Source organism: Bartonella sp. AA89HNZF, from assembly GCF_042196905.1.
Taxonomy (GTDB): Bacteria; Pseudomonadota; Alphaproteobacteria; order Rhizobiales; family Rhizobiaceae; genus Bartonella.
Genome location: NZ_JBHIRD010000012.1, coordinates 1 through 20,825 on the forward strand (window position 1 = coordinate 1; position 20,825 = coordinate 20,825).

Annotated in this window: 19 protein-coding genes and 2 tRNA genes; 13 read left to right on the forward strand and 8 right to left on the reverse strand. The window is 36.3% G+C overall.

Annotated elements, in window-relative coordinates; genetic code table 11:
• Positions 1-273 precede the first annotated feature (273 nt).
• Positions 274-486, forward strand: coding sequence for a hypothetical protein (locus ACFIN0_RS06420; RefSeq protein WP_375610653.1), 213 nt, complete (start codon positions 274-276; stop codon positions 484-486).
• Positions 487-495: 9 nt separating this feature from the next.
• Complete coding sequence (locus tag ACFIN0_RS06425; RefSeq protein ID WP_375702151.1) at positions 496-1,539, forward strand: tyrosine-type recombinase/integrase; 1,044 nt, start codon at positions 496-498, stop codon at positions 1,537-1,539.
• Between the two features lie 1,881 nt (positions 1,540-3,420).
• On the opposite strand, the gene ACFIN0_RS06430 is transcribed toward ACFIN0_RS06425, so the two are convergent.
• The 5 genes from ACFIN0_RS06430 to ACFIN0_RS06450 all read right to left on the reverse strand — a co-directional run bounded on the left by ACFIN0_RS06430 (position 3,421) and on the right by ACFIN0_RS06450 (position 6,617).
• A tRNA-Arg gene (locus ACFIN0_RS06430) sits at positions 3,421-3,497 on the reverse strand.
• Between the two features lie 39 nt (positions 3,498-3,536).
• Positions 3,537-3,842: an ETC complex I subunit gene (locus ACFIN0_RS06435; protein ID WP_375606624.1), complete on the reverse strand. Its 306-nt coding sequence runs from the start codon at positions 3,840-3,842 to the stop codon at positions 3,537-3,539.
• An 89-nt stretch (positions 3,843-3,931) separates the two neighbouring features.
• Positions 3,932-4,008, reverse strand: a tRNA-Pro gene (locus ACFIN0_RS06440).
• Between the two features lie 711 nt (positions 4,009-4,719).
• Positions 4,720-5,409 (reverse strand): DnaA regulatory inactivator HdaA, encoded by a 690-nt coding sequence (gene hdaA, locus ACFIN0_RS06445; protein ID WP_375702152.1) that lies wholly within the window; start codon positions 5,407-5,409, stop codon positions 4,720-4,722.
• Complete coding sequence (locus tag ACFIN0_RS06450) at positions 5,406-6,617, reverse strand: AI-2E family transporter (protein ID WP_375606626.1); 1,212 nt, start codon at positions 6,615-6,617, stop codon at positions 5,406-5,408. The genes hdaA and ACFIN0_RS06450 overlap by 4 nt, the downstream gene beginning before the upstream one ends.
• Positions 6,618-6,775: 158 nt before the next feature.
• Here ACFIN0_RS06450 and purM point away from each other — a divergent pair, with 158 nt between their 5' ends.
• Positions 6,776-7,867, forward strand: coding sequence for a phosphoribosylformylglycinamidine cyclo-ligase (gene purM / locus ACFIN0_RS06455; RefSeq protein ID WP_375702153.1), 1,092 nt, complete (start codon positions 6,776-6,778; stop codon positions 7,865-7,867).
• A complete protein-coding gene (gene purN, locus ACFIN0_RS06460; RefSeq protein ID WP_375610464.1) occupies positions 7,864-8,475 on the forward strand; it encodes a phosphoribosylglycinamide formyltransferase in 612 nt (203 codons plus the stop codon). Before purM ends, purN begins: the two co-directional genes overlap by 4 nt.
• A 284-nt stretch (positions 8,476-8,759) precedes the next feature.
• Here the strand turns inward: purN and ACFIN0_RS06465 are convergent, their stop codons facing one another.
• Positions 8,760-11,294, reverse strand: a complete 2,535-nt coding sequence (locus tag ACFIN0_RS06465) for a response regulator (RefSeq protein WP_375702154.1) — start codon at positions 11,292-11,294, stop codon at positions 8,760-8,762.
• A 218-nt stretch (positions 11,295-11,512) separates the two neighbouring features.
• On the opposite strand from ACFIN0_RS06465, the gene ACFIN0_RS06470 reads away from it, so the two are divergent.
• On the forward strand, positions 11,513-11,989 hold the full coding sequence (locus ACFIN0_RS06470; RefSeq protein ID WP_375702155.1) for a hypothetical protein: 477 nt from the start codon (positions 11,513-11,515) through the stop codon (positions 11,987-11,989).
• Between the two features lie 57 nt (positions 11,990-12,046).
• On the opposite strand, the gene dksA is transcribed toward ACFIN0_RS06470, so the two are convergent.
• Complete coding sequence (gene dksA, locus ACFIN0_RS06475; RefSeq protein WP_375606631.1) at positions 12,047-12,463, reverse strand: RNA polymerase-binding protein DksA; 417 nt, start codon at positions 12,461-12,463, stop codon at positions 12,047-12,049.
• Between the two features lie 308 nt (positions 12,464-12,771).
• Positions 12,772-13,311, reverse strand: a complete 540-nt coding sequence (locus tag ACFIN0_RS06480; protein WP_375610461.1) for a flavin reductase — start codon at positions 13,309-13,311, stop codon at positions 12,772-12,774.
• A 146-nt stretch (positions 13,312-13,457) separates the two neighbouring features.
• On the opposite strand from ACFIN0_RS06480, the gene rpe reads away from it, so the two are divergent.
• From rpe to ACFIN0_RS06520, 8 genes are all read left to right on the forward strand, one after another.
• The gene (gene rpe, locus ACFIN0_RS06485; protein WP_375608312.1) at positions 13,458-14,144 is read left to right on the forward strand and encodes a ribulose-phosphate 3-epimerase; all 687 of its coding nucleotides are present in this window, start codon (positions 13,458-13,460) and stop codon (positions 14,142-14,144) included.
• The gene (purB, locus tag ACFIN0_RS06490) at positions 14,144-15,451 is read left to right on the forward strand and encodes an adenylosuccinate lyase (RefSeq protein WP_375606722.1); all 1,308 of its coding nucleotides are present in this window, start codon (positions 14,144-14,146) and stop codon (positions 15,449-15,451) included. Before rpe ends, purB begins: the two co-directional genes overlap by 1 nt.
• A gap of 68 nt (positions 15,452-15,519) precedes the next feature.
• Complete coding sequence (locus ACFIN0_RS06495; protein ID WP_375606634.1) at positions 15,520-16,068, forward strand: RBBP9/YdeN family alpha/beta hydrolase; 549 nt, start codon at positions 15,520-15,522, stop codon at positions 16,066-16,068.
• A gap of 173 nt (positions 16,069-16,241) precedes the next feature.
• Positions 16,242-17,006: a phosphoribosylaminoimidazolesuccinocarboxamide synthase gene (purC, locus tag ACFIN0_RS06500; protein ID WP_375606723.1), complete on the forward strand. Its 765-nt coding sequence runs from the start codon at positions 16,242-16,244 to the stop codon at positions 17,004-17,006.
• A gap of 79 nt (positions 17,007-17,085) precedes the next feature.
• A complete protein-coding gene (gene purS / locus ACFIN0_RS06505; protein ID WP_375606635.1) occupies positions 17,086-17,325 on the forward strand; it encodes a phosphoribosylformylglycinamidine synthase subunit PurS in 240 nt (79 codons plus the stop codon).
• 11 nt (positions 17,326-17,336) lie between these two features.
• Entirely contained in the window at positions 17,337-18,008 is a 672-nt protein-coding gene (gene purQ, locus ACFIN0_RS06510) for a phosphoribosylformylglycinamidine synthase subunit PurQ (protein WP_375606636.1), read from the forward strand.
• 281 nt (positions 18,009-18,289) lie between these two features.
• The gene (purL, locus tag ACFIN0_RS06515; protein WP_375610460.1) at positions 18,290-20,500 is read left to right on the forward strand and encodes a phosphoribosylformylglycinamidine synthase subunit PurL; all 2,211 of its coding nucleotides are present in this window, start codon (positions 18,290-18,292) and stop codon (positions 20,498-20,500) included.
• Positions 20,501-20,559: 59 nt separating this feature from the next.
• On the forward strand, positions 20,560-20,793 hold the full coding sequence (locus tag ACFIN0_RS06520) for a BolA/IbaG family iron-sulfur metabolism protein (protein WP_375702156.1): 234 nt from the start codon (positions 20,560-20,562) through the stop codon (positions 20,791-20,793).
• The last annotated feature ends 32 nt before the right edge of the window (positions 20,794-20,825 follow it).

Here is a 20,825-nt window from a genome sequence, read left to right on the forward strand (position 1 = left end):
CAAATTTTTTTAAACAAAAAGCGCGTTGCAATCACCTGTTTTGAAGCCAATGTATGCATGTGTCATAGAGGACAACTCGCATTAGCTCTTACTCAATTGCCTGATTGGAAATATGAAATTAAACACATCTAAAAAATAAACTTACAGATTTTTTACATATGGGAGGTGTTTCTCTTCACAAATGCCTCCTAGCACCACCACCCTTCTTAACACTTTCAAGTCATGCGTGATTCACGAAATGGGTGAATTGCGTCTCAATGTAGGAGAAAAGATATGGCACCTCGTAAAGCTATCATAACGCAAGCAGACATTGCACGAGCTTTAAGAGAAGCAAAAAAGCAAAAATGCGAACTCATAGAAATCAAACCTACCGGTGAACTGCTTATCTATCTTAAAGCAGATATCCCATTACCAAACTCAACAGCACATCCTGATAAAATATGGAATTTATCTCGTGATGATTATGAATTTGATATCGTCTTATAGGTGATCACCATGCCAAAACCACGCCCCCCTCATCTCGTTAAACAAATTACTCAACATGGCAAAATTGTATGGTATGTACGTATTGGTCACGGCAAACGCATTAGAATACGCGGGACCTATGGAACGCAAGAGTTTGTTGATAACTACAAAAGCGCACTTGCCGAATTACAAGGGCTTATACTTCCTAAATCCAAAACCGGTAAACTTGTTGAAGGGTCATTTGCATGGCTGCTTAAACAATACTTTAACAGCTCTAATTGGCATAGCTACACTAAAGCTACAAAAAAACAAAAAGAACTCATCCTTATGAAGGTATGTGATACCATAGGAAACATTCCATACAAAGCAATTGAAAAGAAACATATCATAGCCGGCGTTGAACGACGCAAAGAAACACCAGCAATGGCTAGAAACTTTCTGAAAGCCCTTAATGGGCTTTTTAATTGGGCGATTGACCAAGGTCTTTTAGAAAATAATCCAGCCTTAGGTGTTAAAAGACCAGCCCTTCATAACAAAGATGGGTTTGCTGTTTGGACAGAAGAAGATGTTGAGAAATATTATCAAAGATGGTCCCATGGTACCCATGAACGCGTTTGGATTGATGTCCTTTTGTATACGGGTTTGCGTCGTGGTGATGCGGTCCGCATTGGCTGGAAAGATGTAAAGAATAATATCATTCATCTCAAAACAGAGAAAAGTAAATTCCAAACAGATGTCTTTCTACCTATTTTACCGGAATTAGCCAAAACGCTTGAAACTGGTCCTATTGGAGAAGAAACATTCATTTGTGGTAAAGAAGGTAAAAAACTAGTTAAAGAAAGTTTTGGCAACCTTTTTCGTGAGGCTTGTAACGTAGCGGGAATCAAAAAATCAGCACATGGCTTAAGAAAATTAGCAGCAACACGCGCAGCTAATTCTGGTGCAACAGTATCACAACTCAAAGCAATTTTTGGCTGGACAAATGATGCTATGGCATCTCTTTACACAAAGAGCGCAGACCGTAAAAAACTCTCTCTTGAAGCCATAAAAAAGCTTCAAAAAGATGAGGGATAGAGGCAAAAAAACTCAATAGAATCAAGATTCACCTATTCCCTTATATTAGACATAACTATTTTATTTTACTTGCTTTTTATTTGCCTGTCACGCCCACCATTCAATTTTATAGTATAAATAAATTATTGAATTATCGTATTCTTCCAAGGTACGGGATGCGTAAATAAAGATTCGGAAATAAGATTTTGCAACATGCCTCTACAAAGGACATACTTTACAGAGTATTTCTAATATTTTTTTACGTTCTGATAGCGCCTCTTTGGGGAATCCATCTAAAAAGTATCAAAAACGTAATAACAGCCTCATTTTGAAACAGATTAGAAATTTGATTTTAAAACTCTTTCCACAAGCATAAGCTTCTGTTCAAAAAAACATTGTTTATTTCCTGATCTATCCCCTGTTTTTCTTAATTCTTTTATGTCTATTGGTATACACTTGTTGTCCAAACAGTTAGATATAACAACAGTCACTTCGATAGATATAAAACACTTAGCCCTTAGAGCTTTATTTTGAATTTACCAATTACAGATTATAATAAAATATTAAAAAGAGTAAAAAAATACGATAAAAGCAAATTTTTTCATTCTAAAAATATATTGATTCATAATCATGTTTTATTGTTTGCCATGTTAAATGAGAAATCCAGATATCGTAATGTTTTCTCATTTCAAACCTATTTATATTGAATTAATCAAAACCGTCTCTTTTACACGTCATAAGAGGAATTAATATTAAGTAAAAATTGTATAAAAAAGCACAAAAATGCCGATAACTACCTCAAATGCTAAGATTTATCGCAACATCGGGGGCTAAAAAATAGGCAAAGTGTATGATAGTGCCGGCTTATTTCTTCATAAGTGTAAAGATGATGGAGCTCAATGGATTTATCATTGTACTATTCACGAGCGCTAGCGTGAAGTGAGCTTTAAGAGATATCTCTAAAATAAGCGCGTAAAATGGCATTCTCCTCACACTGTATTTCTATTGAAATAATGATCACCTTGAATCGTATGAATTTAGATCTTCAGATCTCATCTGCATAACATTTTAATGTGATTGTTATCCAATATTAAAATACCTCTAATATGATGTACAAACTATAAAGAAATAAGAAAAAACATTTGAAAATTTAAATATGAAATCTAAAAACTTAATTCTGAGATACAATCTATCTCCATTCATATAAATACATAGCATATATTCTTAAACTGATAAGACTAAGAAAACCTAAATATTGATGAATATCTATAACCATACCTGAGAAACAGTGATAATCACGTTAAATCAAATTGTCCGCAAATGTCTCTCATTGAAAAAAACAATATCTTATCTGGGCGGCACATATAACACCTTTTTATACGAAAAAACTATAAAAAAGCAATTCGTTATGAATCCACTGCTTCCAAGACAAGAAGATATTTTCCACCTCTTGTGCCGCCTGTAAATTCTCATCATAAACAGATATCGTTTTTATTCTTCAATGTTTCATAAACTGTTCTAAATCAAATTCATCATGCCTTGTATATAATCAAAGTCGATCTTACTAAAGGTCATGCTGAAAAATATAATAATATTATTCATAAAAAATAAAAAAATTACAATAGATGTTTTTTTTGCAATTTCACCAGCATTAGCAGCAATGCTTAAATCTAATCTAAGAAATAAAATATCATTTTCAGAAAAATGAAAAGAAGCTCTTAAAAAACAATTTTTACTGAAAAAAGGTAAAACAGCATTATTTTATACTAAAACAGTCAATAGAAAAACGTTTAGCAACAAAATCAACCAAAAAACATCAAAAAGGTTCGGGATTATACAGAAAAATAAGCTAATACAATAAGAAGAAAACTCTCTTTATAGCTTATTGATATTATTTAAACATGGCGATCCCGACAGGATTCGAACCTGTGACCCACGGCTTAGAAGGCCGTTGCTCTATCCAGCTGAGCTACGGGACCCAACTGATTATTTTCTCAATTCAAAATAGCATTTTTAATTCAATGTGTCCAAGGTTGCTGCCGATCACTGCGAAAATTATCAGAATAAGAAATAGCACGTCGAATCGATGTATGTTTCTTTTCTACACGGTAAGAGATAGCATTCTTACGTGCAAAAGCAATCGCTTCTTCTTTCCTATTAAATCGGATCCTTACCTGATTATTCATATCAGACGTTGCCGTGTATCCCATAAGAGGTTCAAGCATTTTTTCTTTCATCGGCTCATACTCTAGAACCCAAAAACTTGTATTCCCCTTACCTGACTGCATAGCTGTCTTAGCAGGACTATAAATACGTGCGATCATGTCTTTTTCCTTCAGATTAAACAACGCTTGAATGATAGTTTCTCATCACACGTACCCAATTTGGTCATTTTCACACACTCAATCAAATATGGTCGGAGCGATAGGATTCGAACCTACGACCCCCTGATCCCAAATCAGGTGCGCTACCAGGCTGCGCTACGCTCCGCCATTTACATTTACTTGATGCACATTTCCTAAAATTTTCACAACAGAAGTGCAAGAGAAAAACACACTTTTTTTAAATTTTGTTGCATTTCTTTACAAAAAAGCACATTTTTTAATTTTTTCCCCTACTCAATAACAAATTTATTGACAAATAGTAGAAAATAACCTCCGTAAAAAATCCAATCTATATTAAAAAAGAATGAATTTCTCTATAAAGACTTCATAATTTTTATCCTGTTTTAAGCAAGCTCTCACTGTATCAAAACGCATTTCACAGATACAGTTTTAGAAAAAAACGACTTAAATATCATAGAAAAATTTTCCCAAAGAGAACATAAGCCAAAGAATTCAGCTGTATTAAGCTTTTTTCTCCTCTTTTTCTATCTTCCCAAGGACTCTTTTATTAAAAACTCTAGAATCTGCGACAATTCATATTCATAAACAACAAACATTTTTTCAAAGCACAAAGGTTTCATTATAAATAAAATAAAGCGCTCTTTTTAGAAAAATTTTCAAATGCGAAGATGAAAAAAATTCAATATCATACAATAAAATCTCAAAGTTATTTAAAATAATCACATGACAAAAGTAAAAAACACTATTTTTCTCTCTTATATAGATATCCAAAAAAGAAAAAATTTAAATGACTTGTCTTTTCACATATTGAAACGATAATAAAAGGTCAGAATAGGTAAGCCGCGATAAAGAGTATTTACGGATTTCTTCTATTCAAAACTTCAGCAATAACAGCACGTGTTATTTTTCTTTTTCTTTGTAATGCCAACTGATCAACAGAATCAATAACACGCTTCAATGAAAATAAAGAACGTTCACAACGACTTACAAGGTAATAAACCGTATCTGGATGTACAATAAGTTGCCTATCGGAAAAAAGCTTAAAAGCAACAGCTGTTAACAATGCATCATCAGGCTGATTAATTTCAACGAACATCACCGAATTAAGACGACTTTTTAGATCATTTAACGTTAAATTCCAAGCGGAAGGAAGTGTTCGTGCCGTCATCAATAAAGTAGCTTGTCGTGCATCAAGATTTGTTTGCTTAATACTGTTAATTAAATGAAAAAGTTCTGTCTCATTGATTTCACCTGTATCAATATCCTCTATTAAAAATGATCTGCCTAAAGAAGCCATAGTAACAGCCTGATCAAGTTCATTGTACTGAATCCTGAAAGCATCTGCTTTTTGGAGCCATATATTAGAAAAGTGCGTTTTTCCAGATCCTTCTTTACCAACCAAAACTGCAATAGGTAAGCTCCAATTGGGCCAGTGATCAATAAGCTGAAAAGCCATACCATTACTTTCCGTTACCACTAAATCCTCAAATTGAGAAATCGGATCATAAGGAAAATTTAAAGATAATTGCGTTTCACGCCCATTCATTTTAGCGGCTCCGAATTTCCGCTTCGCGAATACATCTGAGAACTCAGATAAGTATGAAGAGCAAAACGAACTAAAACGCCAACAGCCGCTGCCGCAGGAACAGCAACAAGCATACCAGTAAAACCAAAGAGTGAAGAAAAAGCAAAAAGTGAAAACATCAACCATACGGGATGTAATCCCACTGATGAACCTACAAGCTTGGGTTGAAGAATATAACCTTCAATAAATTGACCAATTAAAAAAAGTGCCATCACAACAATGATTCCCCCCCAATTATTGGGATAAAACTGGACCCATGCAATACCAACAGAAAGGAGCAAACCACTCATTGTGCCGATATAAGGAACAAAGCTAATAAGACCAATAAACATACCAATCAAAAGACTAAAATTGAGTCCTGCAATCGTTAAACCAATAGCATAATAGCCTCCCAATATGAGACAAACTGTTCCTTGTCCACGAACAAAGCCTGCAATAGCTCTATCCATTTCATGAAAAATACTACGGACGGTTTCAAGATGATCACGCGGTATTAACGAATCGATTGCTGTTACCATACGTGGCCAATCTAATAACATATAAAATGCCACCACAGGTGCCACAACAAATAGGCTAACGATATTAACGATTGACTTTCCTGACTTTAAAAGTGAATTCAAAAGAGACGTAATAAAATCCGAACCTTCGCCCAAAAATCCTTTAATATTATTCCGTAATTCATTTGGATCACTTCCAAAATAGCGCCTTAACCAATCAAAATCATGCTCAACAAAAAAGGTTTGAATACGATTAATATAAACAGGTAAACCATCACTCATAAATTGCTGTATTTGCCAACTAATAACAGGAATCAAAATAACTAAAGCAGCAACAAAGATAATAACAATAAATAAGGTAATAAGGACAGTCCCAAACACACGACGAATACCAAATTTTTCAAGTAATTGAACAATGGGATTGAGAAAATAAGCCAACACAATCCCTGCCACAAAAGGAAGCAAAATCGATCCAAAAACAAACATAAAAAGAATGAAAAAAATCAGCGTACCCAGCCAAAAAAAGATTTGTCTTTTCATATTATTCGGCAACGGTAATTGAGTGTACGCTGGCACATAAGTCTTATAACGATCACGAGATGTATTCTCACTCACTTTCTTTCTCATAAGTTTCCAAGAAGACTGTCCGTGATTATCTGATATCTTGCTCATAAAATATCCTAAAAAAAACTTCACAAAGAATTATAAACAACTTCAAAATAAGCTACAAGAAAAGTTGCTTATTTTCTTATCAATATCTCTTGCAGAGAGAACTCTATCATGGCATTGCATAATATCAAAACCTGATTTTCCATTAAAGGAAGGCTCCAATGAGCAATCAAGATCTTATAAAGAATAAATCCAAAGTCGGCCTTACCTACGCAAAAGCCGGTGTAAACATCGATATGGGTAATGCCATGGTAGAAAAAATCAAACCCTTTATACGCGCTACAAAACGAGCCGGAGCAGATGCAGAAATTGGTGGGTTTGGTGGCCTTTTTGATTTAAAAGCCGCTGGCTTTACAGATCCTATCCTCGTAGCAGCCAATGATGGAGTGGGAACAAAATTAAAAATTGCTATCGAAGTAGGTCACCATAATACTGTAGGTATTGATCTCGTTGCTATGTGTGTCAATGATTTACTTGTACAAGGAGCTGAACCGCTTTTTTTTCTGGATTATTTTGCAACTGGAAAGCTCGACCCTGAACAAGGGGCTGCGATTGTTTCTGGTATTGCAGAAGGATGTAAACAAGCCGGTGCTGCTCTTATTGGAGGAGAAACTGCAGAAATGCCAGGAATGTATGCAGAGGGAGATTATGATCTAGCCGGTTTTGCTGTAGGAGCATGCGAACGCAGCAAGCTACTCCCTTCAAAAGATTTGATAGAAGGTGATGTTATATTAGGTCTAAGCTCCTCTGGAATTCATTCCAATGGCTTTTCGCTTGTTCGACGAATCATCCAGCAAAATTATCTCAAATGGAATAACCCTGCCCCTTTTTCCCCTGAAAACAGCCTTGGTATAGCACTTCTTACACCAACACGCATTTATGTAAAATCGCTTCTTCCCATCATGCGAAAATATGAAGGGATTAAAGCTCTTGCTCATATTACGGGTGGAGGCTTTCCTGAAAATATTCCACGTGTCCTTCCATCTTCTCTCTGCGCTGAAATTAATCTTTCTACCATCAATGTTCCAGCAGTATTTTCATGGATTGCCAAACAAGGTAAAATAGAAGAAACAGAAATGTTAAGAACATTCAATTGTGGTATTGGCATGATCATTATCGTAGCACAGCATGCAGCTGAAACAATTACACAAGCTCTTGAAAGAAAAGGAGAAACTGTAACTCCACTTGGCATTTTAATAAAACGCCAAGATCAAAATAAAGGAATACTTTATAAAGGGGTACTGAATTTATGAAAAAAAAAATTGTCGTTTTTATTTCTGGTAATGGTTCGAATATGGTCGCCCTTGCTCAAGCAAGCCAACAAACGGAATATCCTGCTGAAATTGTCGCTGTTATTTGCGATAATCCGCGTGCAAATGGTATTGAAAAGGCACAAAATCATAACTTACCCATTCATATTGTTGATCGTAAAATTTACAAAACAAAAGAAGAGCATGAAGAAAATATTTTTACGATTTTAGATCAATATAAACCAGATTTTCTCTGCTTTGCAGGGTATATGCGCCTTATCTCACCACGTTTTGTAAAACTTTATGAAGGACGAATTTTAAACATTCATCCTTCTCTTTTGCCTTCATTTAAAGGCTTAAACACACATGAAAAAGCTTTACAAGCAGGTGTAAAAATTACAGGTTGCACTGTTCATCTTGTTACAGAAGACGTGGATGCAGGAAAAATCCTTGCCCAAGCAGCCGTTCCAGTCTATCCCCATGATACTGCTGAGCGCTTAGCAGAAAGAGTTCTTAAAGTAGAGCATAAACTCTACCCCGAAGCCTTAAAAGCATTTATTGAAGGAAAGAGCAAAATGATAGATACGCAACAACAGCTTTTATCTTTTTGAGTGTATCAACAATCTATTAATCAGCATATTTCAATGCTTTACACATAGTTTCTGCTCAGTATCTACAATTGAAAATCTCTATGAAATGTTGACATAATAGAGCCCATCTCTTCAATAAATTTTTGCACAAAACATGTGATTTTTTTGAATTTTATTTCATTTTCAAAATTCTTCTTCTTTATTTAGTTCTATGACATTATCATAAGCTCTATTTATCAAAATGCTCTCGTATTTAGCCTAAAAAATCTTAAAATACGCACTTTTTCTATTGCATAAATTTTTGCTCATGACGAAAGTGTTTCTTTAACTGTTACAGCTAACTGTTTGAGTGTAAAAGGTTTAGATAAAAAACCAAAAACAGCATCTTGTGGAAGATTTTTAGCAAAAGCATCTTTTGCATATCCAGAAACGAAAAGAAATTTGATACCAGGATAGTTTTTACGGACTTCCTTCAATAAAGTGGGCCCATCCATTTCTGGCATCACCACATCGGAAACAATAATATCAACATCTCCTTTTTGTTCCTCAAGAATAGAGAGTGCTTCCACCCCACTTGCAGCCTCTAAAACCGTATATCCTCTCATTTGAAGAGCTCTTACCCCCCCCATTCTGACCGCATCTTCATCTTCAACCAATAAAACAGTCGCAGATCCTGTTAAGTCTATATTTTTATCTTTCTCTTCATCTTTTTCAACCTTTTGAGAAATTTCTCCTTTTATATTGGGGATATAACGGGGAAGAAAAATATGAAATGTTGCTCCTTCACCTTCTTTACTTTCACAATAAATATACCCACCGCTCTGCTTGATAATTCCATAAACCATTGATAAACCAAGTCCTGTTCCTTTTCCAACTTCTTTTGTTGTAAAAAATGGCTCAAACATTTTTTCTTGTATAGCAGCAGATATACCAGCTCCTGTATCTGAAATAGTCAATTGCACATACTCGCCAATTGCTAATCCAAGATGATTAAATTCAGCACTTTGTTGCTTTGTAATATTATTTGTCGCAATCGTAACAATACCTCCATCTAACATGGCATCACGCGCATTAATAACCAAATTCATAATAACACGCTGAAAAGATGCTTGATCAACTTCAACGCTCCACAAATCTCTTCCATGAATAATTTTTAACTGAATATTATTACCCAAAAGTGGTAAAATAAGATTGCGAATGTCTGATAAAAACTCTGTAAAATCAACTTCTTCAGGTCGAAGTGTTTGCTTTCTAGAAAAAGCTAATAATTGCTGTACAAGAGCAGCTGCACGATTAGCATTATTTTTAATATTGATCAGATCAGCATGAGCAGGATCAGAACTACGATGCGTATTTAAAAGAAGATCACACGACATTAAAATTGCTGTTAAAACATTATTAAAATCATGAGCAATGCCGCCAGCCAATTGTCCTACAGCTTGCATCTTCTGACTTTGCATCATTTTATCTTCAAGAGTTTTTTGTTCGGTTGTTTCAATCACAGAGATAATAAGCAAATCTTGCAATACATCACCATGATAGGGCGGTACAGACATAATATGGAGCCGTAAATGGCATTCTTCATTTTTTTCTAAAACAGTTTCTAGAGAAACAAAATAATTTTTATTTGTTGCAATTCTCTGAAAAGAACGCTCTAACTGCACACAATCACGACGAGAAATAACATCATAAAAATTGACAGCTTTGTCCATACATCCTGTGAGTGATGAAAAAGCTTTATTCATATGAACCAATTGCCCTGCATGATCCACCACGGCTATTGCAAAAGGACTCGCATCAAAATATTCTCCTAATATACGGGGTAATTTTAATTGATCGTCCTCTTCTTTTTGTATTTGTTGTGGAATGATCACAATACGATAAATAGCCTCCTCTTCTAAGAGAGAAGAAACAGATATAAGACAATGGAATATTTTCTCACAAGTCGTGTGTGAATTTAAACATAACGAAAGCCTATAAGGTAAAGAGTAACCTGAACTTTGATATCTGTTGGTTTGTAAACAGATATCACTCCATGAGCTCTTAGCGCCAACGCTATCAAATAACAAATCAAAATTATATTGACCAATTGAGAAATTAGCTAAATCAATTGAAAACCATTCTGCAAAAGTCGCATTGGCATAAAGAATAGTTCCTTGTCTATTAACGGATACAAAACCAATAGAAGCTTGATCCAAGTGATTGATAGCCTCTTGAAGGTTCGAGAAAAAAACTTCTCGCGTTTGTTGTAAGTGCGAAATATCAGTAATACGCCAAAATAAAAGCTTTTTTTTCTGTTTTGTGATAGGTTGAATGGAAATATTATACCAAACAGACTTTTTTGGTGTAGAATCGGTAAAAATTGGCTGTTCTACTCTTAATTCCTCTTGCGCTGCAAGATTATTACAGGCTGCAACCTTTAAGCGGTACGAGAGGGCACCAGCTCCTGGAAGATCCGCAATAACCCTATAACAAGACACTTCAGGCCTATAGGTCAGAATTTTTCGATAGTTTTGATTAGAATAATAAACAAAACCAGAAAGATCAGAGATTACAATTGCATCATCGCTCCTATTAAAGATGCTAAAATCAAAATCTTCATGCGACCACACATGATATCTTAAAATTCCCATTCCACACAAAACGAGTGTTGCAACACCGATCATTGCTAGAATCAAAAAAGATATTGATATCGCCTGTTGCAAATAGTTTTGTGTATAAAAAAAACCTAAAATACCCACAATGAAAAGAAAACCTAATACAAAAACAACACCAAAAATAACAACTCTCCGATGAAACGAAGACGCTGATCTTTCATTATTCTCAAAATCTTTATCCATCTCTCTTTGCCTTAGCTTATAGCTATTTCTTATGTCACAAAACTTCCTTTATATTCGTTGTTATGTTGTTATAAAGTATATACTATGATATTATCTAAGATAAGATCGCTTAATATTCAAAAGTTTATTTCTTACGTTATAAGTGAACCTTTTGAGGGTATGTTTATAAATTTATCTCAATAAAAAATAATATTTCCATACAAAATGGGAGAAAATCTATGTATATCTGGTTATCAGAGCAAATAGGTGTATCTGCGGCAAACATAACGATAAGCTTTTTGATTTTTGTAATAACAACCGCAGCTATTACCATAATTATCGTATTTTTACGCCGTTTAAATACAAGAAGATTCAACATTAATAGAAAAAAAAGCCTATCGCGATTAGCATTATGTGAAGTAATTTCTATAGATCGAGCACGCCGCCTTGTTTTAATCCGTTGCGATAATAAAGAACATTTGCTCCTTATTGGTGGATTAACAGATATGGTTGTAGAATCCGATATTACCGGTACATCCAAAATACAAAAGAGAGAAACACACACACATCTAAATTCCACCCCTACAGAAAGAAACGATATATCGGATAAAAGTCCCTCTCCTTTTACGAATCAAGCGGTAAAAGATTCAGCCATCACCGCCGAAATTGAGGGGCGGCAAGAACCATCTTTATTCATTCCTACCCCTCAAAAATAAAAATATACAATTTTATCACCACGAATTTCGTTTGTTTATCATCTTAATAACCTTACCTTAATCATCGCGATAAACTCTTTCACGTCGTTCGTGACGTTCTTGCGCTTCCAATGACAAAACGGCTATCGGCCGAGCCTCAAGACGCTTTATACTAATGGGTTCGCCGGTTTCTTCACAAAAACCGTATGTCCCATTATCAATGCGCTCTAAAGCAGCATCTATTTTTGAAATAAGTTTCCTCTGACGATCACGAGCACGTAATTCGATTGTACGATCAGTTTCACAAGAAGCCCGATCAGTCAAATCGGGTTGACCAACATTCTCTTCCTGCAAATTTTCCAAAGTCTCACGAGCTTCTTTTAATATATCATTCTTCCAAGAAACCAATTTAGCACGAAAATACGCCTTTTGCCGCTCATTCATAAAAGGCTCATCTTCACTAGGGCGATATTGACCATAAATCTCTTCGCTCATGCAATAAAAAACCTCCACATATGCTATGTGCGGTCTATATATTGTGCAATACCCATCAACACAAGAGTAAAATGTTTTTTCATAACAATCGACGAATATATTTAAATGTACTGTTTAGATTTGATCACTTTATTTATGTAGATTGAACTCTTGATTAAATCTCATCCAGAATCATTTTTCTCGCTTATTGAAAAACCTTAAAAAGAAGGAAATCAGATATCAGAGTCATCCCTCCCCTACTCTCTACATTGTTTAAAATCTAAATGAAGCAACAATAAATCATTTCATCAATGCAAAAAATAAAATCTTTATAAAGGCAAAGTGTGATATTCACGTTTCAAATACATCAAAGCATCTTTTTCTTTATTACAGTTAATTGCAACAACCTCACCAATCAAAACACAATGAGTTGCGTGTTCGTGCCAACAAATCAAACGACAATCAAACGACGCTAGAGCGTCTGAAAGACTAGGCGCCCCCGTTTGCAAAGCTCCCCATTGAGCAACATCAAAACGCTCATTTTGTGTAAAATTGCAACGCCTCGAAAAAACATCCGCTAATGAGCGATGTTTTCCTGCCAAGCTATTAACACAAAAATTTCCATTCTCCATAAATACCTGATTCTTTAAATTATGACGCATAAGACAAACAAGAAGGGTTGGAGGATTATCAGATAAAGAACAACACGCCGAAACAGTCACCCCGCGTCTTCCCTTAATACCATTTGTTGTCACAATATGCACAGCTCCTGCAAAAAGACTCATGGCATCTCGATATTCTTGGGAAGAAACCGCAATAGTATGTTTATGTTGAAGTTCAGGCATCAAATATGTTTTATGATTCGACATATCTTTCACTTATAAAGCTTTAAAATTTCAAGCGATCTTTCCATAAAAAGACCTATAATACATATTTTTTCTTTTCCGTCATAACACAAAAAATATTTGTGTATACACAGCGATATGATAAAAACTGCCAATCTAAGGAGATTTTAATGCCCCACGCTCATCTCATTTCGCCTTCTCTCTTGGCTTCTGATTTTTCTAAACTTGGACAAGAAATGTTAGATGTTGTTGATGCTGGTGCAGATTGGCTTCATCTTGATATTATGGATGGGCACTTTGTTCCTAACATCACCTTTGGTCCTGAAATCGTCAAAGCTCTGCGCCCATTAACAAAAGCAATATTTGATGTCCACCTGATGATCGCACCAGTAGACCCTTATTTAGAAGCTTTTGCAAAAGCAGGTTCAGATATTATAACTATTCATGCTGAAGCAGGTCCACATCTTCATCGTTCACTCCAAACAATCAAAAAAATGGGGAAAAAAGCAGGAATCGCACTCAATCCAAGCACCCCTGAACATATGCTTGAATATTTGCTTGATCAATTAGATCTCATTCTCATCATGACGGTCAATCCCGGTTTTGGTGGACAAAGTTTTATTCCAGAAATAAAAGATAAAATTAAGCGCGTTAAAAGCATGATTGCAAACCGCCCTATTGACCTTGAAGTTGATGGTGGTATCACCGTTGATACAATTGGGATAGCTGCAAAAGCTGGTGCAAATGTATTTGTCGCAGGCTCTGCAATTTATAAAGATGGAAATAAAGAGCTTTACAAAACTCGTATTAGTGCATTGCGCCAAGCCGCAATCCTCTCACAACAAGGAAAAAAATGATGATCGCACGTTATTCCCGCCCTGCAATGGTAACAATTTGGTCTCCCGAAACAAAATATCGTATTTGGTTTGAAATTGAAGCCCATGCCTGTGATGCCCTTGCTCACTTAGGGATTATTCCGAAAGAAGCCGCCAAAGTCATTTGGGAAAAAGGGGCAGCAGCTAAATTTGATGTCAATCGCATTGATGAAATTGAAGCAATTACCAAACATGATGTTATCGCATTTCTAACCCACCTCGCTGAATTCATTGGACCAGAAGCACGTTTTATCCACCAAGGTATGACATCATCTGATGTTCTCGATACAACGCTGAACATTCAATTGATGCGTGCGAGTGATATTTTGCTAGAGGATATAGATCAACTTCTTGAAGCATTAAAAAGACGTGCTTTTGAGCATAAAGAAACAATCACCATTGGGCGGAGTCATGGCATTCATGCTGAACCGACAACTTTTGGAATCAAGTTTGCTCTTGCATACGCTGAATTTTCCCGTTGTCGCAAACGTCTTCTTGCCGCACGAGAAGAAATTTCTACTTGCGCGATTTCAGGAGCTGTAGGAACTTTTGCTAATATCGATCCACGCGTTGAAGAACATGTAGCAAAAGCCTTGAGGATGCGTGCTGAACCGGTTTCCACCCAAGTAATACCAAGAGATCGTCATGCTATGTTTTTTGCAACACTTGGTGTTATTGCTTCCTCTATTGAAAGGCTAGCAATAGAAATACGCCATTTACAACGAACAGAAGTTCTTGAAGCAGAGGAACATTTCTCACCTGGGCAAAAAGGTTCATCGGCAATGCCTCATAAACGTAATCCAGTTTTAACAGAAAATTTAACTGGACTAGCCCGTATGGTACGTGCATTTGCACTCCCGGCCATGGAAAATGTAGCTCTTTGGCATGAACGTGATATTTCCCATTCATCTGTTGAGCGTTATATTGCTCCAGATGCGACGATTACACTTGATTTTGCTCTTTCTCGCCTCACATCTGTCATTGAAAATCTCATTGTCTATCCAGAAAATATGCAAAAAAATCTCAATAAATTCCGCGGTCTTGTTCACTCACAACGGGTTCTTTTAGCACTCACACAAGCAGGGATTAGTCGTGAAGATTCTTATCGGATTGTACAACGAAATGCGATGAAAGTTTGGGAACAAGGAAAAGATTTTTTAGAAGAACTCCTCAACGACAAAGATGTTACCAAAGCTTTAAGTGAAGAAGAACTTCGCGAAAAATTTGATCTTTCTTACCACACCAAACATATCAATACGATTTTTAAACGTGTTTTTGAAGAACAATAAAGCGACATAGAAAACCAAAATCCATTCCACCTATGATCAAAAATCTGTTGTAACAAAGAAAACAATTCATGAAAGCAAATCAACTCGATATTCTTATTGTTCCTGGCTACAAAGGATCTGGTCCAGATCATTGGCAAACACGCTGGGAAAAAAAATTGTCGACAGCCCGCCGCATTGAACAACTCCATTGGTCAAAGCCTGTTTGTGAAGAGTGGGTTAACAAAGTTAAAACCGCCATCGCAAAAGCTCAAAGGCCTGTTATGCTTATTGCTCATTCATTAGGAGTTCCCAGTGTTATTCATGCAACTGTACAAAATACAGAAAAAATTTGTGGCGCTTTCTTTGTTGCACCTCCAGATGTCGCCAATGAAAAAATACGTCCCAAACATTTAATGACATTTGGCCCCTATCATCGCCAAAAGCTTTCTTTTCCTTCTATTGTCATAGCCAGTCGCAACGATGAGTTTTGTCAATTTTCAGTAGCAGAAAAAATTGCCAATGATTGGGGATCACTCTTTGTTGATGCTGGGTATTCTGGCCATATTAACGCAGAATCCGGACACGGACCTTGGCCTGAAGGGCTTATGGTCCTCTCTCACTTTCTTGCAAAAATTTGATCCAAAAGAGATGATCTTCTTTCTCATCGCTTATGTATCTTCACCTTTGGATAAACGTGTAATGACAAAAATTATAAAAGTATCATAGCAATATCATTGAGAAATTCTATCAATTAGGATAGTATCATTTATCAATGTTATTAAAAACCTCTCAAGATAAATAGAGAATCATGATGAATCGTCGCCACCGTATTTATGAAGGCAAGGCTAAAATTTTATATGAAGGACCTGAACCAGGGACTTATATTCAGTTTTTTAAAGATGATGCAACTGCCTTTAATGCAAAAAAACATGAAATTATCGATGGAAAGGGGGTTTTAAACAACCGAATTTCGGAACATATTTTTAGCCATCTTGGACGTTTGGGCATCCCAACACATTTTATCAAACGTATAAACATGCGCGAACAGCTTATTAAAGCGGTGGAAATCATTCCGTTGGAAGTTGTTGTTCGCAATGTTGCTGCTGGCTCTCTTGCTAAGCGTTTAGGACTGGAAGAAGGAACCCCGCTTCCGCAATCCATCATTGAATTCTACTATAAAAATGATTCTCTCGATGATCCTATGGTAACGGAAGAACATATCACAACTTTTGGGTGGGCTGTCCCACAAGAGATAGAAGATATCATGCAACTTTCAATTCGTATTAATGATTTTCTTTCTGGGCTTTTTGCCGGTGTTAACATCCAATTAATTGATTTTAAAATGGAATTTGGTCGCCTGTGGGAAGATGAAACAATGCGCATTGTTCTTGCTGATGAAATCTCTCCTGATTCTGCACGACTATGGGATATGCACACACAAGAAAAAATGGATAAAGACCGTTTTCGTCGTGATATGGGTGGGCTTATTAATGCCTATCAAGAAGTTGCCAAACGTCTTGGTATTATGAATGAAAATGAACCTACACGACCAAGTGGTCCCGTTCTCGTAAAATAAAAACAAGGTAAAATATTATCACCTTATATAAATACCCCCTCTTCAAAGGAGAGGTTCTTTTAACAACAGGAAGCAAAAAATGAAAGCACGCATTACAGTTACTTTAAGAGAAAGCGTTCTTGATCCACAAGGAGAAGCAATTGTTGGTGCTTTAAAAAGTTTAGCTTTCGAGGGCATTCATTCCATTCGTCAAGGAAAGGTTTTTGATATTGTTCTTGATGATCTACCTTCTGAAAGCGCAAAGAAAAAACTTAACCAGATGTGTGAAGAGTTACTCGTAAATACTGTCATCGAAAATTATACAATCGAACTTCTTTAAGTGGAACGCTCATGAAAACTGCTATCATTCAACTTCCTGGATTAAATCGTGACCGAGATATGATTGCAGCATTACATCATATAACGGGAGTTGAACCACTAAAAATTTGGCAAACAGAAACAACAATTCCAGATGTAGATGTTATTATTATTCCTGGTGGTTTTTCTTATGGCGACTACTTAAGGTGTGGCGCTATTGGAGCGCGAACCCCTATCTTAAAGGCCATTCGTGAAAAAGCACAAGAAGGGACTACAATAATAGGGATCTGTAATGGATTTCAAATTTTGTTGGAAGCTGGATTATTACCCGGTACTTTAATGCGTAACGCTTCTTTAAAATTTGTTTGTCGTGAAATCAAACTTGAAGTCGTTAACGCCAAGACAAAATTTTCTCGATATTATTCTAAAGGACAAATTATTCGTTGTCCCGTTGCCCATCACGATGGGAATTATTTTGTTGATAGTGAAACATTAAAACAAATGGAAGATAATCAACAAATTGTTTTTCGTTATGCAGAAAATACAAATCCTAATGGCTCAATAAAAGATATTGCTGGTATTGTTAATAAAGCTGGTAATATTCTTGGTATGATGCCTCATCCTGAAAACTTTATTGAACCCGCTCATGGAGGTGTTGACGGTCGTTTACTTTTTCAAAGTGCTTTAGAGTTAGCAAATGGATGATGCCGAAAAATTCTTGTGCTCCATAATTATAAAAAACAAAGGTCTATATCTTGCGTCGTAAATCCATGAACGGAATTATTCACAAACAACAATGGATATTATTTTCTAAATACATAATTATTTAAGATCGTTTTTGGTCTTAAATCCCATCAAACAAACGAACAAAATCTTCAGCTTACGGTCTATGAATATTTTTATTATTAAACAACATTATTGCTTATAATAGCTGCTAGATAGAAACTAAAATGCTAAATTTCAGTTAATTTAACGGATAAATACTCATGAAGCCTTGCGATAACATCACTATTACACCAGAGCTCATTGCACAACACGGGCTAAAAGAAGATGAATATCAACGTATCCTGACGTTAATCGGTAGAGAGCCAACATTTACTGAACTAGGAATTTTTTCTGCAATGTGGAACGAACATTGTTCTTATAAATCCTCTAAAAAATGGCTAAAAACTCTTCCAACAGAAGGAAAGTGTGTCATTCAAGGGCCTGGTGAAAATGCTGGCGTTGTTGATATTGGTGAAGGGGAATGTGTGGTTTTTAAAATGGAAAGCCATAACCATCCTTCTTATATTGAACCTTATCAAGGTGCAGCAACAGGTGTTGGTGGTATTTTACGTGATGTCTTCACAATGGGAGCCCGTCCTGTCGCCGCTATGAATGCATTGCGATTTGGCGCTCCTGATCATCCACGAACACGCCATCTTGTTTCCGGTGTTGTTTCTGGTATTGGTGGTTACAGCAATGCTTTTGGCGTTCCAACGGTTGGTGGAGAAGTAAATTTTGATGAGCGTTATAATGGCAATATCCTTGTTAACGCTTTTGTAGCCGGTATTGCAAAGACAGACGCCCTTTTTTATTCTAAAGCGCAAGGCATCGGACTCCCTGTTGTTTATCTTGGGGCAAAAACAGGGCGAGATGGTGTCGGTGGAGCAACAATGGCTTCTGCTGAATTCGATGATTCAATCAGTGAAAAACGTCCAACCGTTCAAGTCGGTGATCCTTTTACAGAAAAGTGTCTTCTTGAAGCATGTTTAGAGCTCATGGAACTTGGAGCTGTGGTTGCTATTCAAGATATGGGAGCTGCAGGTCTCACCTCTTCTGCCGTTGAAATGGGTGCAAAAGGCAATCTAGGAATACAGCTTAATCTTGATGCAGTTCCCGTTCGTGAAGAAAACATGACAGCCTATGAAATGATGCTTTCTGAAAGCCAAGAGCGTATGCTCATGGTTCTTAAACCAGAGTTAGAAAAGCAAGCAGCAGCAATTTTTCATAAATGGGGGCTCCATTTTTCCATTATTGGAAAAACAACCAATGATCTACGTTTCCGTGTATTTCATCAAGGGAAAGAAGTTGTTAATCTTCCCATCAAAGAACTTGGTGATGAAGCACCTGTTTATGACCGTCCTTGGAGTGAACCTGCAAAAAAAACACTCCTGAAAACAGAAGACGTCAAAAAAGTTAACAATCTTGGTGATGCGCTTTTGAGCTTATTGAATTCTGCTGATCAAAGTTCACGACGATGGATTTATGAACAATATGATACCCTTATCCAAGGAAATAGCCTTATCCGCCCAGGAGGCGATGCAGGCGTTATCCGTGTAGGCAACAATAGCAAACGTGCTCTTGCTTTTTCTTCTGATGTAACACCTCGCTATTGTGAAGCAGACCCTTATGAGGGAGGAAAACAAGCTGTCGCAGAATGTTGGCGAAATATTAGTACGACAGGTGCAACGCCGTTGGCTGCTACAGATAATCTCAATTTTGGTAACCCTGAAAAACCTGAAATTATGGGACAACTGGTCTTGGCTATTAAAGGGATAGGGGAAGCTTGTAGAATCCTCGATTTCCCTATCGTTTCAGGCAATGTTTCTCTTTACAACGAAACAAATGGAGAAGCTATTCTTCCAACCCCTACAATTGCTGGTGTAGGACTTCTTGGTGATTGGTCTAAAATGGTAACAATAAAGGGGATGCAAAATGGAGATTATATTGTTTTAGTGGGAGATTGCGGTTCTCATTTAGGACAATCAATCTATGCGCGAAACATTTTAAATATTGATGCAGGTGCCCCCCCTCACGTAGATTTACAACTTGAAAAAAAGCATGGTCAATTTGTTCGAGATGTCATACATCGTGGTTTTGTTCACGCCGCCCATGATCTTTCTGATGGAGGATTAGCGATTGCGCTTGCAGAAATGGTCATTAAAGCAGGTAAAGGGATCAAAACAAAATTAAGCAACCAATCACCAGAACATGCAGAACTTTTTGGAGAAGACCAAGGACGTTATCTTTTAGCAGTCAAACCTGAAGCACTCAATAGCCTTAAAGAGCTCGCACAAATAAGTGCAGTTTCTTTAATAGAGCTAGGTAACGTTGCAGGTGATGCACTTGATATAGATGGAATACTAAAACTTTCTATAGACAAACTCACAAAAGCCTATGAAAACTGGTTTCCACAATTTATGGGTGAAGAGTAAAAATTGTTTTTTCTCTTAAACAGCCTTTATAAAAAAATGAATAACATAGGAGAATAATGATGGCGATGAGTGCCCATGCAATTGAAACGCTTATTTGTGAAAGTATTCCTGATGCTATTGTAATAGTTCGTGATCTTGCTGGAGATGGAGAACATTATGCTGCAGAAGTTATTTCTGAAAGTTTTCGTGGTAAAACCCGTGTTCAACAACATAAAATGGTTTATGATGCCCTTAAAGGCAATATGGGAAATGACCTTCATGCCTTAATGTTGCAAACAAATATTCCAAAATAATCTAAAATTTCTTCTTGCATTCACACATTTAA